Genomic DNA, 13,426 nt, shown 5'->3' on the forward strand with positions numbered 1-13,426 from the left:
TCCGATCGGCGCGGCGGACAGAGGGTGCGCGATGCTGTTGTGCGGTCGGGAAGTCGGGCTGGATCGCCAGCTGTTCGTGATCGCCGGTCCGTGCGTGATCGAGGACGAGGCGATGATCCTCGCCACCGCCGAGACGCTGCGCGACATCGCCGAGCGGCTGGGCGTGCTGCTGATCTTCAAAAGCTCGTTCGACAAGGCGAACCGCAGTTCCGGCACGTCGTTCCGCGGGCCGGGCATGGACGAGGGGCTGCGCATCCTGGAAAAGGTGCGCGCCGAGACCGGCCTGCCGGTGCTGACCGACGTGCACACCGCCGAGCAGGTGCCGGCGGTGGCGCAGGCGGTGGACGTGCTGCAGACGCCCGCCTTCCTGGCGCGGCAGACCGACTTCATCGAGGCGGTGGCCGTCTGCGGCAAGCCGGTGAACATCAAGAAGGCGCAGTTCATGGCGCCGGGGGACATGAAGCACGTCGTCGCCAAGGCGCGCGCCGCCGCCACGCAGGCCGGGCGCGATCCGCACGCCTTCCTGGTGACGGAGCGGGGCGCCTCGTTCGGCTACAACAATCTCGTGTCCGACATGCGCAGCCTGGCGATCATGCGCGAGACGGGTTGCCCCGTGGTGTTCGATGCGACCCATTCGGTGCAGCTGCCGGGCGGGCAGGGCGAGCGATCCGGCGGCCAGCGCGAGTTCGTGCCGGTGCTGGCGCAGGCGGCCGTCGCCGTCGGCATCGCGGGGGTGTTCATGGAAACGCATCCCGATCCGGACAGGGCGCTTTCCGACGGGCCGAACGCGTGGCCGCTGGCCGAGGCGGAGTCGCTGCTGCGCCGGCTGCTGGCGATCGACGCGGTGGTGAAGGGGCTGTAGGCGGAGCCGATGATCTATCCATTATGGATAAGTCTTGCCGCCGCTCAGTCCTTTCGCGGGATGAATATATCTCGATAACGGACTAGGTTCGTCGCTCACCCCCAAAGGAGGAGCGATTGCCCGAGTTTGTCCGGTCCGAAGGCGGCGCGGTGCGCATCCGCGCCCATGCCGGCGTCCACCTGCGGCGCCTGCCGAACGGCACCCTCATCACCACGCCGGACGGGACGAGCGCCCGCGTGACGGCACCCTATGAGGTGGTGCGCACGGCGCTCTGCCCCGTGTGCAACGGCACCGGCGAGACGCTGGAGCCGGACCTCGCCACCTCCATGTGCATACCGGACGCACGCCCGGCGGCGTGCCGGGCGTGCAGAACGCCCCTGTCCTGAACCGCGCCCGCCGGCGCGCGGGCGATCACGGATTGCCGTGGCCGCCATTGGCGCCGAAGGCGGTGCCGCTGGTGTAGCTTGCCTCGTCCGACGCCAGCGTGACGTAGAGCGGGGCAAGTTCGGCCGGCTGGCCGGCGCGCCCGAGTGGCGCCTCCCGGCCGAACTGGCCGAGCTGACCGGGCAACTGGCCGCCGGCCACCTGCAGCGGCGTCCAGATCGGGCCGGGCGCGACCATGTTCACGCGGATGCCCTTCTTCGCCAGCTGCTTGGCCAGGCCCTTGGTGAAAATCAGGATCGATCCCTTGGTGGAGGCATAATCGAGCAGCTCCTCGCCCGGATCGTAGGAGTTCACCGAGCCGGTGTTGATGATGACCGATCCCGGCTTCATGTACGGGATGGCCGCCTTGCTGATGCGGAAGGGGGCGAAGATGTTCGTCTCGAACGTGCGGACGAACTGCTCGTCGGTGATCTCGCTGATGTCCGCCTTGCTCTGCTGGTAGGCGGCGTTGTTGACGAGGATGTCGAGCCCGCCGAGACCCTTGACCGCATCGCGCACCAGCTTCTCGCAGGCGCTTTGGGTGCGGATGTCGGCCGGCAGCAGCACCGCCTTGCGACCTGCCTGGCGGATCAGCGCCTCCACTTCCTTGGCGTCCGGCTCCTCGGTCGGATAATAGTTGATCGCGACGTCCGCGCCCTCGCGCGCATAGGCTATGGCGGCGGCGCGGCCGATGCCGCTGTCACCGCCCGTCAGCAGCGCCTTGCGCCCGGCGAGGCGCCCCGATCCCTTGTAGCTCGTCTCGCCATGATCGGGGCGCGGGTTCATCTTCGAGGCGAGCGCCGGCCAGGGCTGACGCTGCTCGGGAAAGGGCTGGCTGGTATATTTGGTGCGGGGATCCCGCAGCGGCACCGCCTCAGCGGACGCTCCGGCGGCGCCCGTCTGCGCCAAGCCCGGAGAGGCCGCCGCCGCGAGGCCGATCGCCGCGCCGCCCAGTATCGCCCGCCGCGATGCGCCTTCGTCCGTCATGCTCTGTCTCCCGATCGTGAGATGGATCGGCGGGTGAACGGATGGCGCGCGCGATGGTTCTCCGGGCCCGTCATGGATTGTCGTTACGGTGGCGTGGCTTAGCCGCGCCTCAGGCGAGCACGCGGCGGATGAACGCTTCGCCGGCCTTCAACCCGTCCATGTCGACGCTATGCTCCAGCCCCGGCGAGAGATGCTCCGTCACCGGGAAGCCGAGCCGGTGCAGTTCGCGCTTCGCCTCGTGGAAGCCGGCGACGGGAACGACCGGATCCGCGTCGCCGTGCACCAGCAGCACCGGCGGGCGCGACACGGCGGCGGCGGCGAAGCCGGCCGGATCGGCGATCATGCCCGAATAGGCGAGGATGCCGGCCAGCGGCCTGGCGCGGCGCGGGCCGACGTGGAGCGCCATCATCGTGCCCTGGCTGAAGCCGACGATCGCCAGCCGGTCCTCGGCCAGGCCGTGCGCCGCGAGCAGATCGTCGATATGGCCGTCCAGCACGGGCGCGGCGCGGGCGGCGCCCGCCGCCATCGCGGCGCGGGTGAAGGTGGTGAGCGCCCACCACTGGTAGCCGCCCGGCATGCCGGGGCAGCGTTCCGGCGCGTTCGGCGCGGTGAACAGCGTATCGGGCAGGGCACCGCGCCAGTGCGGCGCCAGCGAGAGCAGGTCCGCGCCGTTCGAGCCGTAGCCGTGCAGCAGCAGCACGATGCGCTTCACCTTGCCCGAGGCGGGCGCGAGGCTGGGTCCGTTCAGGGTCATCGATCCTCCGTCGCTGCGGCGCTGAACGCCCGCGACCGGCCCAGGGTTCAGCAGGCCGGGTTCAGAGCGCCGCCAGCATCCCGTCCGCCGCCTCGCGCAGCGGCGGGCGCGCGGCGGCCAGCGCGATCGTCAGGAAGCTGCGCTGGCGTACCGCCGCCAGATCGCCGTCGGCGATGCGGCCTGCGCCCCAATCCTTGATGCTGGCCCATTCCAGGTTGGCGAAGCCGGTCTCGACGGCGGCGGTGTCGGTATCCCGCAGCAGATCGTCGCGCGCCGCCGTCCACAGCCAGTGCGACAGGATCTGGAGGGGCATGCCGCGGATCACGGCGTACAGACCCGGCGCCAGCGAGCGCGAGAAATAGAGATCGGCGAGGGCCAGCGAATAGCTCCGGTTCTCGATCACGATGGCGGTGGTGTCGGCGATCGCGCGGCAGAAGCCGGCTAGGTTCGCGCCGCTGGCGGGCAGCACCAGGCGGATGCCGGCGTGGAACTCGCGCAGCGCATGCGCGATCACGCCCTCCTTGTCGCCAAAGATATTGTAGACGGTGGTGACGGACACGCCGGCCCGCTCCCCCAGATCGCGCAGGGTGAAGCCTTCCAAGCCCACCTCGCCGATCAGGCGCTTCGTCTCGTCCAGGATGCGCTGGCGCCGCTCGGCGATCAGCGGGCTGGCGTAGCGGCGGGAGGCGGGGGCGGCGCGGGCGAGACGTTCAGGCAAAGGGATCCTCCGCGATGCGGACGAGCTTGCGGCCGGCGGCCCGCCCCTCGAACTGGGCGAGCGCCGCGTCGGGCACGGCGGCGAAGCCCTCGGCGATGTCCAGCGCCTCGCGGATGCGGCCCTCCGCCAGCCATTCGCCCAGCCGGCGGCGGCCTTCCGCCCAGCGCGCGACGTGATCGAAGTAGAAGAAGCCCGCCATCGTCGCCCCGCGCATCGCCAGCATCAGGTGGTTGGTGACGGGCGTCGGGCCGTCATAATGCGCCGTCGCGCCGCACACCACCACGCGCGCGCCATGCGCCAGGTTGAGGAGCGCGGCATCGAGCATCGGCCCGCCGACATTGTCGAAGAACACGTCCACGCCGTCCGGCGCCGTAGCGGCGATTTGCCCGGCCAGATCGCCCTCGCTCGCGTCGATCACCGCATCGAAGCCGAGGCTTGCGATGAGATCGCACTTGGCGCGGCCGCGGGCGATACCGATCGCGCGGGCGCCGGCGATGCGGGCGATCTGGCCGGCGATCGAGCCGATCGCGCCCGACGCGCCGGAGACCAGCACCACGTCCCCCGGCTGCGGGCGGCCGATGTCCGTGAGGCCCAGCCACGCGCACAGGCCGGTCATGCCGAGCGTCGCGAGCCCGCTCTCCAGCGGCACGCCCGACGGCACGCGCTGCAGCGGCGCGCCGAGCCGGTCGGTGCCGTCGCTGACGGTATAGTCCTGCCATTCGAGGAAGCCGGTGACGCCGTCCCCCTCGTTCCAGTCCGGGTGGTTGGAGGCGAGGACGCGGCCGGCGACGCCACCTTTCATCGGCTGGCCGATGGCGATGGGATCGAACTTGCCGGGCATGCCGCGCACCCAGGCATGGTTCATCGGATCGGGCGAGAACCAGCAGGCGCGGATCAACACCTCGCCGGCGCCCGGTTCCGGCACATCCACTTCACCCTGGCCAAACACGTCGGCCGAGAGCTTCAGCCCGCCGCCGGTGAGGCCGCCGCTGTCGGGCAGCCGCGCGACCTGCCACTGCCGGTTGGTCCGCGCGTTTGCCCTCGCCTGCATCCTCGTCATCCCCTCGCCCCACCGCCCAAGGAAGACGCGGAGCATGCCGCCTGTCACTGGAAAATGTAATAGGATCCAGTTTTTCGATTGCCTCCGCTCCGGCTTCGGGAGGATGCTCGCCGGCGATGCGCGACGACGGCGCCGGAGGACGAGCGATGAACGAGATGGTCGGAACCCTGGCACCCGCCGCCGAGCAGCCGGACCGGGAGGTGGCACGGGCGCCCAGCGCCTCCACGCAGGAGCTTATCCACCGCGACGGTCGCCCCGTGCCGCCGGTGTTCGAGGAGAGCCCCTACCGCTTCCTCGGCGACGGCGACATCGCCTATGACCGCTACACCTCCCAGGCCTTCTTCGATCTGGAGATGGAGCGGATGTGGTCCCGCACGTGGCAGTGGGCCTGCCGCGAGGAGCATATTCCGGAGCCGGGCGACTGGATCGTCTACGATATCGGCGACAAATCGGTGCTGGTGGTGCGCGGCGACGATGGCGAGGTGCGCGCCTTCATCAACTCCTGCATGCATCGCGGCACCAAGCTGCGCCGATCGGCCACGTCCGGCCACTCCAGCGAGCTGCGCTGCCCGTTCCACGGCTGGACGTGGAGCCTGGAAGGCGATCTGAAGCGCCTGCCGTGCCGCTGGGATGCGCCGCACGTCAGCGAGCAGACGCACGGCCTGGATCCGGTGCGGATCGGCCTGTGGGGCGGGCTGGTGTTCATCAACCTGGATCGGGATGCGCCGCCGCTGGACGATTATCTCCAGCCGCTGCAGCGGCACTTCGCGCCCTACGGGCTGGAGAAGCGCTATATCGAGATGCATATCGAGAAGGAGCTGTTCTGCAACTGGAAGGCCGGCATCGAGGCCTTCATCGAGAATTACCACACGCAGGAGACGCATCCGCAGCTGCTGACCGCCAATGCCGACGAGGGCACGCAATATGATCTGTTCACGCCGATCGTGACGCGCTTCGTTTCGGCCAACGGCATGTCCAGCCCGCATCTGGAAGAGGCGCTGGGCGAGAACGAGCTGATCGAATCGATGCTGATCGGCGCGCGATCTATGGTGGACGACGATCTGCTGAAGGTGGGCGAAGGGGAGAGCGCCCGGATCGTGCTGGCGCGGGTGATGCGCGACGTGCTCGGCCGCGTCTATCGCACCGATCTGTCGCGCTACACCGATACCGAGATCATCGACGTCGCCCAGTATAGCGTGTTCCCGAACATGATCCTGTTTCCCGGCCTCACCCTGCCGGCGCTCTACCGCTTCCGGCCGATCGGCAACGATCCGGACCGCTGCCTTTTCGAGCTGTTGATCCTGCGCGAACCCCCGGCGGACGGGCCGACACCCGAGCCGGCCGAGCCGATCCGCCTGACCGAGGAGCAATCCTATGCGGAGGCGGGGCTCGATCCGTTCCTGGCGCACATCTACGATCAGGATACCGGCAACCTGCGCGCGCAGCAGGAGGGGTTCAAGGCATCGCGCAAGCAGGGCCAGACGCTGCTCAACTATCAGGAGGCGCGGGTGCGGCTGCTGCACCAGACGCTGGACGCCTATCTGGACGGCGAGACGCCGCTGCGCTTCGCCGACTGAGGCGGAGCACCGCTCGGCAGGCCAAGGCCCAGGTCAGGGTAGGCCCGAGTCAGGGCAGGCCCGGCTTCCACGCGAAGCCGTCGCCCTTCGCCACCACCGTGCCGACCCCGGGAAAGGGGAAATGCGGCGCGAAGACCGGCTCGTGGCTGGCGGCCAGGCGGGTCAGGATCGCGCGCCGCTGCGCCTTGCCGGCCGCGCTGTCGGTATCGTAGGTGATCGTCCAATCCGGCTCGGCCAGCGAGACGATCGCGCTGTGGGCGCTGTCGCCGATGTCGATCAGGCGGCTGGCGCCGGACGCGATCTCGTAGCCGCTATGGCCGGGCGTGTGGCCCGGCAGCGCGACGGCGCGGATGCCCGGCATCAGCTGCGCACCGGGCGCGAACGGCTGCACCTTGTCGCGGATGGCCGCCGCGATCGCCTTGCCCCGATCCTGCGACTGCATGAACGCCCATTCCGGCGCGCTCATCCGGATCGTGGCGTTGGGGAAGGCGGGCGTGCCGTCCGCCGCCAGCAGGCCGCCGACATGATCGAAATGGCTGTGGGTGATGAGGACATCGGTGACGGCGCCGGGCCGCACGCCGGCGACGGCGAGGCTCGCCAGCAGCGCGCCGCCCGCCTTCGGCCCGAGCCCGGTATCGATCAGCACCACCCTTCCCGGCAGCGTGACCAGCAGGCAGTCCACCGAGAGCGCGATCGTGTCCGTCGCGGCGCCCGCCGCCTTCAGCACGCCGGCGACGGCGGCCGGCCCCTGATCCTTGCCGAAGACGCTGCCGTCGTTCGGAACCGGGTTGCTCGCATCGCGCAATGCGACGAGCCGCAGCGCGCCCAGGCGGAACGGCGTGGCGGCCGCAGGGGCGACGGCGGGTGCGGCGACACCCGGTGCGGCGGCCGCCATCATCAGCGCCAGAGCGCCCGCAACCATGCTTCTCATCGCCATCCTCCAGCGCCGCGCCCTGCCGCGGCGCCTTGCTTATAAGCCAGCCGGCGCGCCGTGCCAGCCGCCGATCGTCACGCCCGAGATTACAATGCTGCGCTGCAAGAAAACTGACGCGGGAGGGTCATCAGAGAGCCATCGCCGCCGCCCATGAGCCCCACAGCGCGCGGCAAACCGCGCCGACCAAGGGGATCGATCATGCTTCGTCGCACCTGCCGGCTGCTCGCCGGAACCGCTCTGCTCGCCTGCCTGGCTTCGGCCGCCCACGCGGCCGACAGCGCCGCCACCGCCGGGGAGAGCGCGGCCGATGCCGCCGCCGCCACCACCGCCGAGGAGAGCGTGGCCGATGCCGGCACGACCGCCGACGAGGACAGCGAGATCGTCGTGCTCGGCTTCGGCCAGGCGCGGCAGGTGCAGACGATCAGTGCGGCCGACATCAACCGGCTGACCCCCGGCACCACGCCGATCAAGGCGATCAGCAAGCTGCCCGGCGTCAACTACCAGGCCGCCGACGCGTTCGGCGCCTACGAATGGTCCTCGCGCATCACCCTGCGCGGCTTCAACCAGAACCAGCTGGGCTTCACCCTGGACGGCGTGCCGCTGGGCGACATGAGCTACGGCAATTCGAACGGCCTGCACATCAGCCGCGCGATCATCTCGGAGAATCTCGGCAGCGCCGCCGTGGCGCAGGGATCGGGCGCGCTCGGCACCGCGTCCACCAGCAATCTCGGCGGCACGATCGAGTTCAGCTCGCTCGCACCGTCCGATCGCTTCGACATCGTCGGCTCCGCCACCTACGGCAGCAACGACACCTATCGCGGCTTCATCCGGGTGGAGAGCGGCGACATCACCGGCAACGGCCTGAAGGGCTATCTGAGCTATGGCTATCTGAAGACGGACAAGTGGAAGGGCTATGGCGAGCAGAAGCAGCATCAGGTGAACGCCAAGATCGTCCAGGATTTCGGCGATCGCGGTTCCATCACCGGCTTCTTCAACTTCTCCGACCGGCGCGAGCAGGACTATCAGGATCTCAGCCTCGATCTGATCAACCGGCTGGGCTACAATGTCGACAACATCTCGAACAACTTCCCGCTCGCGCTGCAACTCGCCAAGATCTACGCGAACCAGAATGCCGGTGCCGGGCGCCAGCCTTATCCCGGCCTCGGCACCGTCTTCCCGGCGCCCTACCAGACGGTGGACGACGTGTATTTCGACGCGGGCGGCCTGCGGCGGGACTATCTGGCCGGCGCCACCTTCGCCGCGAACCTGACGGACCGGCTGTCGGTGAAGCTGACCGGCTATTATCACGACAATCACGGCCAGGGCGTGTGGTATCTGCCCTATGTGCCGACGCCGGGCGGCGCCGCCATCTCGGTGCGGACCACCGAATATGACATCCATCGCGGCGGCGCCCTGGGCCATGTCGCCTACGAGGCCGGCCCGAACCGGATCGAGATCGGTGGCTGGTACGAGTCGAACGATTTCCAGAACGCCCGCCGCTTCTACGGCCTGGCCGACCAGCAGACGCCGTCGCTGCCCACGCTGGAGTTCAAGAAGAACCCGTTCTTCACCCAGTTCGACGTGAAGTTCGATACCCAGACGATGCTCTACTACGTCGCCGACCGGCTTGAGCTGGGCAACCTGACCCTCTCCGGCGGGTGGAAGGGCTACAAGGTGCGCAACGATGCGCGGCGGATCGTCGGCACGCTGGCGGCCGGGCGGATCGAGGCGAGGGACTGGTTCCTGCCGCAGGCGGGCGCCCTCTACAAGATCGGCGACTCGACGGAGGTGTTCGCCAGCTTCACCCAGAACATGCGCGCCTTCACCTCGGCGGCGGTCGGCGGATCGCCGTTCGCCACCACCCAGGCGGGCCTGAACCTTATCCGCGGCACGCTGAAGCCGGAACGGTCCGACACTTACGAGGCCGGCGCCCGCTTCCGCATGGACGGCTTCCAGGCGTCGATCGCGGGCTACTACGTCGATTTCTCGAACCGCCTGCTCTCGCTGCCGAACGGCACCGGCGGCGCCGGCAACCCGACGACGCTGCAGAATGTCGGCTCCGTGCGCAATTACGGCGTGGAGCTGACCGCGCTCTACCGGCCGTTCGCGCCGCTCTCGCTGCTCGGCTCCTACTCGTACAACCGCTCCGAATATCGCGACGACGTGATCAGCACCGCCTTCGGCAGCGTCGGCCAGGTGGCGATCGCGACCAAGGGCAAGACTGTGCCGGATGCGCCCAAGCACCTGCTGAAGGGCGAGATCGCCTATGATGACGGCATGTTCCTGGGCCGCGTGGGCGCCGACTACATGTCCAAGCGGTTCTTCAACTATCTGAACGATCGCTCGGTGAAGGGCCGCGTCATCATGGACGCCTCGATCGGCTTCCGCTTCCCGGGCGAGGGCGCGCTCAAGGGCTTCTCGATCGAGGGCAGCGTGACGAACCTGACGGACAAGAAGTACGTCTCGACGATCGGATCGAACGGCTTCACCGCCACCGGCGACAACCAGACGCTGCTGGCCGGCGCGCCGCGCCAGTTCTTCGTGACGGTGAAGCGCGGCCTGTAGGCGATAGCACCGCTAGCGGAGCGGCTCGGACCCCGGCGGTTCGGGTCGCTCCCGTTTTCAGGCGAACGGATCGTAATCGCCGAACGCCCACGCATTGCCCTCTGGATCGCGGGCGCTGTAGCCGCGCCCGCCATAATCCTTGTTCTCGGGCTCCATGTAGATGTCCGCACCGGCGGCGCGGGCGCGCGCGGCATGGCGGTCGACATCGTCGACCACGACATAGAGCGACTGGGTGTTCCCGCCCGCCTGCCGCACCGTGCGCAGGGGCGCCGCGCGGCTATACTCGGTGTCGACGGCGGAGGAGAGCATGATCATCTGCCCTTCGTAGAGCAGTTGCGCGTGCAGGATGGTGGCGTCGTCGTCCGGATCGGCGTGGATCGCCTTCTCGGTGAAGCCGAAGGCGGCGCAGAGGAAGGCGATGGCGCCGCGCGCATCCGCGTAGCGCAGGTTGGGGATGATGGCGTGTCTGCTGGTCATGACAGGCTCCTGCTCGCATCAGGTGCGGCCAGCCTATCAGGACCGCCGCCGGCTTGACAGCATGCCCGGCACGCATAGTTTGCCGAGGGGTGAACCGACGGAGCCGTGCCCGATGCCGCCGATCCTCTACGCCCACCTTTTCTCGTCCTATTGCTGGAAGGTGCTGATCGCGCTGTGGGAGAACGACGTCGCGTTCGACTATCGGCGGATCGACGATGCCGCGCATGCGGCGGCGTGGCGGCAGGCATCGCCGACCGGCAAGATGCCGCTGCTGGTGGATGGCGCCGCGACCGTGCCGGAGGCGACGATCATCGTCGAGCATCTCCACCTGCATCGTCGCGGCCCGGTGCCGATGCTGCCGGACGATCCGGCGGCGGCGCTGCGCGTGCGGCTGCTCGATCGCCTCTCCGACAATTATCTGATGCCCGGGATGCAGACGATCGTCTTCGATCGGCTGCGGGCGGAGGCGGATCGCGACGCGACGGGCGTCGCCGGCGCGCGCGCGGTGCTGGATGCCGCCTATGGCTGGTGGAACGGGCACATGGCGGCGCAAGAGCAAGCGGGGCGGGCGTGGGCGGCGGACGATTTCGGCCTGGCCGATTGCGCGACGGCGCCCGCCCTGTTCTATGCCGACTGGGTGCACCCGATTTCGCCGGACAAGGCGGCGCTGCGCGCCTATCGCGCGCGGCTGCTGGCGCGGCCCAGCGTGGCGCGCGCGGTGGACGAGGCGCGGCCGTTCCGTTCCGGCTTCCCGTTCGGCGATCCCGGACGCGACTGATCCGGCCGGCGGCGCCGGTCAACTAACCTATTGGGCGGTGCACGCCGTGGCCCGCCGGGCGCATGCGGAGATGCCGCATTTGCCCCGAACCGAGGGCGAGGCGCCAGGGGAGGCCCGCTTGACGCCCGAACGCTTTACCGCGCGACAGACCGCCAGCATCGTGGCGATCGCCGTGATCGCCGGCTGCGTGCCCGCCCTCCAGCCCATCCTGCTCGGCGGGCTGCTGGCCGAGGCCCGGCTGACGGCGGAGCAGATCGGCCTGGCGGCGACGGTGGAGGCGCTGGGCATGGCGATCGCCGCGACGGTGGCGGGCGCCTTCTTCAAGCCGGTGCGGCTGCGCGCGATCGGCACGGCCGGCGCGCTGGTGGTGGCGGCGGCCAATGCCGTATCGGTGGTGGCCGACGCGACGGGTGTGATCGCCGCGCGCGGCGTGAACGGCTTCGCCTCCGGCATCCTGCTGTGGCTGCTGGTGGGCATGGTCACGCGGGTCGCCGCGCCGGGGCGGCTGTTCGCGATCTACGTCACCCTGCAGGCGACCGCCGGCTTCCTGCTCTCGACCCTCTACGCCGCCTATGTCGTGCCGCGCTTCGGCGTCTCCGCAAGCTACGGCGTGCTCGCCGCGCTCGGCCTGCTGCTGCTGGCGCCGGTGGCGATGATCCCGCGCGCCTACGCACCGAACCCGGCCGCCGAGAGCGGCGGGCAGTGGCCGACGCCGGGCGGCGCGATCGGCCTGCTGGCGGTGGCGTGCTACCTCGCCGGGATCATGGCGGTGTGGGTCTATCTGGTGCCGCTGGGAGGCGAGCTGGGCCGCGACGCCGCGACGGTGGGCTATGCGATCAGCGCCGCCATCGGCGTGCAGATCATCGGCGGCCTGGCCGCGACGGCGCTGGCGACCAGGCTGACGGGCGTGCAGGCGAACGTGGCGGGTGCGGTGGGCTGCGTGGCGGCGCTCGCCCTGCTGCTGGGTGGCGACAGCGATGCCACCTTCTTCGCCGGGGCCGGCCTGTTCGCCTTCTTCTGGATGTTCGTGCCGCCGTTCCACCTGCCGCTGCTGATGGGGTTCGATCCCACGCACCGATCGGCGATGTTCATCGGCACGGCGCAGCTGATCGGCGTCTCGGCCGGGCCGATGATAGCCTCCACGGTGGTGGGCGAGGGCGCGTTCGGATCGGCTGCCACTGTGGCGATCGCGCTGTTCGCGGCGAGCGCCGCCATAACCCTGTTCGGCGCCTTCGCCAGCGCCCGTCGCACCGTCGCCCCGGCCTGATCCGCGCCCGGCGGGGCGAGGCGCGTCAGGGCAGGCTAGCCACCTCGTCGGCATGCACCTTGAAGCCGGTCAGCCAGGCGGGGCCGAAGGCGGTGGTGAGGGCGGTATCGGTCGCGTCGCGGCCGCGCGCCATCACGATGCGGCCGATACGCGGCACGTTGTGGCGCGCATCGAAGGCGTGCCACGCGCCGCCCAGATACACCTCGAACCAGGCGTGGAAATCCATCGCCACGTCTACCGGCGGCACGCCGATGTCGCCCAGATAGCCGCTGCAGTAGCGCGCCGGTATGTTCATGCAGCGGCACAGCGTGACGGCGAGGTGGGCGAAGTCGCGGCACACGCCCACCTGTTCCTGATGCCCCTCGTAGGCGGTGCGGGTGGCGCGGGCATATTGGTAGCCGTAGGTCAGCTGGCGGTGGGCGTAGCCGACGATCGCTTCCACCCGGCTCCAGCCCGGCGGCATCGCGCCGAACAGATCCCAGGCCGTGGCGGTCAGCCGATCGACCTCGCAGTAGCGGCTGGCGAGCAGGTAGACGATGATGTCGTCCGGCAGGTCCGCCACGGCGTGCTGCACCGCGTCGGGCGACTGGCGATCGGGCTCGCCGCTATCCTCCACCACGAAATCGCAGGAGATCGTCGTGTCGCCGGCGGGTGCGGTGAGGCGCGTGCAGATGTTGCCGAACGCATCCTCATAATCGTAGATCGGCAGCGGCCGGCTGGTGACGAGCCGGTGCGGCGTCCGCAGATCCCGCTTGCGCGAGGGGTGAACGCTCAGCATCGCGATCATCGGCGTGTCGATATCGGCGTGGAAGGTGAGATCGTATCCGGCGCGGATCAGCATGCGGCAACCCCATCCGTTTGCATTGCGCTGCGGGCATCTTCCGCACGCATCCGGCCGATGGCAACCTCTCCAGTACGTTAAAGCCGCCACGCCGCTTTCGGTTGCGTTTTCATGACGGCAGATGGCGCGCGCGTCGCAGAAATTAACCTGCTGTCATGGCGGACCCAAAGCGGAGGTGCCTCG

13 protein-coding genes are annotated in these 13,426 nt (G+C 69.7%); 6 read left to right on the forward strand and 7 right to left on the reverse strand.

Translation table 11 applies throughout. The features are described from left to right. Positions 1-31: 31 nt before the first annotated feature. Together kdsA and GNT64_RS03505 are read left to right on the forward strand one after the other, a co-directional pair. Positions 32-862 carry a 3-deoxy-8-phosphooctulonate synthase gene (gene kdsA / locus GNT64_RS03500; RefSeq protein WP_156678248.1) on the forward strand — a complete coding sequence of 277 codons (831 nt, stop codon included), beginning with the start codon at positions 32-34 and terminating at the stop codon, positions 860-862. Positions 863-978: 116 nt separating this feature from the next. Continuing rightward, positions 979-1,248, forward strand: a complete 270-nt coding sequence (locus tag GNT64_RS03505; protein ID WP_156678249.1) for a hypothetical protein — start codon at positions 979-981, stop codon at positions 1,246-1,248. A 25-nt stretch (positions 1,249-1,273) separates the two neighbouring features. On the opposite strand, the gene GNT64_RS03510 is transcribed toward GNT64_RS03505, so the two are convergent. From GNT64_RS03510 to GNT64_RS03525, 4 genes are all read right to left on the reverse strand, one after another. Further along, positions 1,274-2,272 carry an SDR family oxidoreductase gene (locus tag GNT64_RS03510; RefSeq protein WP_156678250.1) on the reverse strand — a complete coding sequence of 333 codons (999 nt, stop codon included), beginning with the start codon at positions 2,270-2,272 and terminating at the stop codon, positions 1,274-1,276. Between the two features lie 109 nt (positions 2,273-2,381). After that, positions 2,382-3,026, reverse strand: a complete 645-nt coding sequence (locus GNT64_RS03515) for an alpha/beta hydrolase (protein ID WP_156678251.1) — start codon at positions 3,024-3,026, stop codon at positions 2,382-2,384. A gap of 61 nt (positions 3,027-3,087) precedes the next feature. After that, positions 3,088-3,744: a TetR/AcrR family transcriptional regulator gene (locus tag GNT64_RS03520; protein ID WP_197277271.1), complete on the reverse strand. Its 657-nt coding sequence runs from the start codon at positions 3,742-3,744 to the stop codon at positions 3,088-3,090. After that, complete coding sequence (locus tag GNT64_RS03525) at positions 3,737-4,795, reverse strand: NADP-dependent oxidoreductase (RefSeq protein WP_156678253.1); 1,059 nt, start codon at positions 4,793-4,795, stop codon at positions 3,737-3,739. Before GNT64_RS03525 ends, GNT64_RS03520 begins: the two co-directional genes overlap by 8 nt. A gap of 155 nt (positions 4,796-4,950) precedes the next feature. Here GNT64_RS03525 and GNT64_RS03530 point away from each other — a divergent pair, with 155 nt between their 5' ends. Continuing rightward, complete coding sequence (locus GNT64_RS03530) at positions 4,951-6,381, forward strand: aromatic ring-hydroxylating oxygenase subunit alpha (protein ID WP_197277272.1); 1,431 nt, start codon at positions 4,951-4,953, stop codon at positions 6,379-6,381. 49 nt (positions 6,382-6,430) lie between these two features. Here the strand turns inward: GNT64_RS03530 and GNT64_RS03535 are convergent, their stop codons facing one another. Further along, positions 6,431-7,312 carry an MBL fold metallo-hydrolase gene (locus GNT64_RS03535; protein ID WP_231639232.1) on the reverse strand — a complete coding sequence of 294 codons (882 nt, stop codon included), beginning with the start codon at positions 7,310-7,312 and terminating at the stop codon, positions 6,431-6,433. Positions 7,313-7,513: 201 nt separating this feature from the next. Between GNT64_RS03535 and GNT64_RS03540 the strand changes: the two genes are divergently transcribed. Continuing rightward, positions 7,514-9,880, forward strand: coding sequence for a TonB-dependent receptor family protein (locus GNT64_RS03540; RefSeq protein WP_156678256.1), 2,367 nt, complete (start codon positions 7,514-7,516; stop codon positions 9,878-9,880). Positions 9,881-9,937: 57 nt separating this feature from the next. On the opposite strand, the gene GNT64_RS03545 is transcribed toward GNT64_RS03540, so the two are convergent. Beyond that, a complete protein-coding gene (locus tag GNT64_RS03545; protein ID WP_156678257.1) occupies positions 9,938-10,357 on the reverse strand; it encodes a VOC family protein in 420 nt (139 codons plus the stop codon). 112 nt (positions 10,358-10,469) lie between these two features. On the opposite strand from GNT64_RS03545, the gene GNT64_RS03550 reads away from it, so the two are divergent. Both GNT64_RS03550 and GNT64_RS03555 read left to right on the forward strand, forming a co-directional pair. After that, positions 10,470-11,135 (forward strand): glutathione S-transferase family protein, encoded by a 666-nt coding sequence (locus tag GNT64_RS03550; RefSeq protein ID WP_156678258.1) that lies wholly within the window; start codon positions 10,470-10,472, stop codon positions 11,133-11,135. Between the two features lie 118 nt (positions 11,136-11,253). Then, a complete protein-coding gene (locus GNT64_RS03555) occupies positions 11,254-12,402 on the forward strand; it encodes a hypothetical protein (RefSeq protein ID WP_156678259.1) in 1,149 nt (382 codons plus the stop codon). 25 nt (positions 12,403-12,427) lie between these two features. Here the strand turns inward: GNT64_RS03555 and GNT64_RS03560 are convergent, their stop codons facing one another. Further along, positions 12,428-13,243, reverse strand: a complete 816-nt coding sequence (locus GNT64_RS03560) for a transglutaminase-like domain-containing protein (RefSeq protein WP_156678260.1) — start codon at positions 13,241-13,243, stop codon at positions 12,428-12,430. Between the last annotated feature and the right edge of the window lie 183 nt (positions 13,244-13,426).

The sequence above is a fragment of the Sphingomonas profundi genome (genome assembly GCF_009739515.1).
In the GTDB taxonomy this organism is placed as follows: Bacteria; Pseudomonadota; Alphaproteobacteria; order Sphingomonadales; family Sphingomonadaceae; genus Alterirhizorhabdus; species Alterirhizorhabdus profundi.

Bases quoted from the DNA above. Each gene is read 5' to 3' on its own strand.
- kdsA (WP_156678248.1), top strand. From the start codon at position 32: ATGCTGTTGTGCGGTCGGGAAGTCGGGCTGGATCGCCAGCTGTTCGTG.
- GNT64_RS03510 (WP_156678250.1), bottom strand. From the start codon at position 2,272: ATGACGGACGAAGGCGCATCGCGGCGGGCGATACTGGGCGGCGCGGCG.
- GNT64_RS03515 (WP_156678251.1), bottom strand. From the start codon at position 3,026: ATGACCCTGAACGGACCCAGCCTCGCGCCCGCCTCGGGCAAGGTGAAG.
- GNT64_RS03525 (WP_156678253.1), bottom strand. From the start codon at position 4,795: ATGCAGGCGAGGGCAAACGCGCGGACCAACCGGCAGTGGCAGGTCGCG.
- GNT64_RS03530 (WP_197277272.1), top strand. From the start codon at position 4,951: ATGAACGAGATGGTCGGAACCCTGGCACCCGCCGCCGAGCAGCCGGAC.
- GNT64_RS03535 (WP_231639232.1), bottom strand. From the start codon at position 7,312: ATGAGAAGCATGGTTGCGGGCGCTCTGGCGCTGATGATGGCGGCCGCC.
- GNT64_RS03540 (WP_156678256.1), top strand. From the start codon at position 7,514: ATGCTTCGTCGCACCTGCCGGCTGCTCGCCGGAACCGCTCTGCTCGCC.
- GNT64_RS03545 (WP_156678257.1), bottom strand. From the start codon at position 10,357: ATGACCAGCAGACACGCCATCATCCCCAACCTGCGCTACGCGGATGCG.
- GNT64_RS03550 (WP_156678258.1), top strand. From the start codon at position 10,470: ATGCCGCCGATCCTCTACGCCCACCTTTTCTCGTCCTATTGCTGGAAG.
- GNT64_RS03560 (WP_156678260.1), bottom strand. From the start codon at position 13,243: ATGCTGATCCGCGCCGGATACGATCTCACCTTCCACGCCGATATCGAC.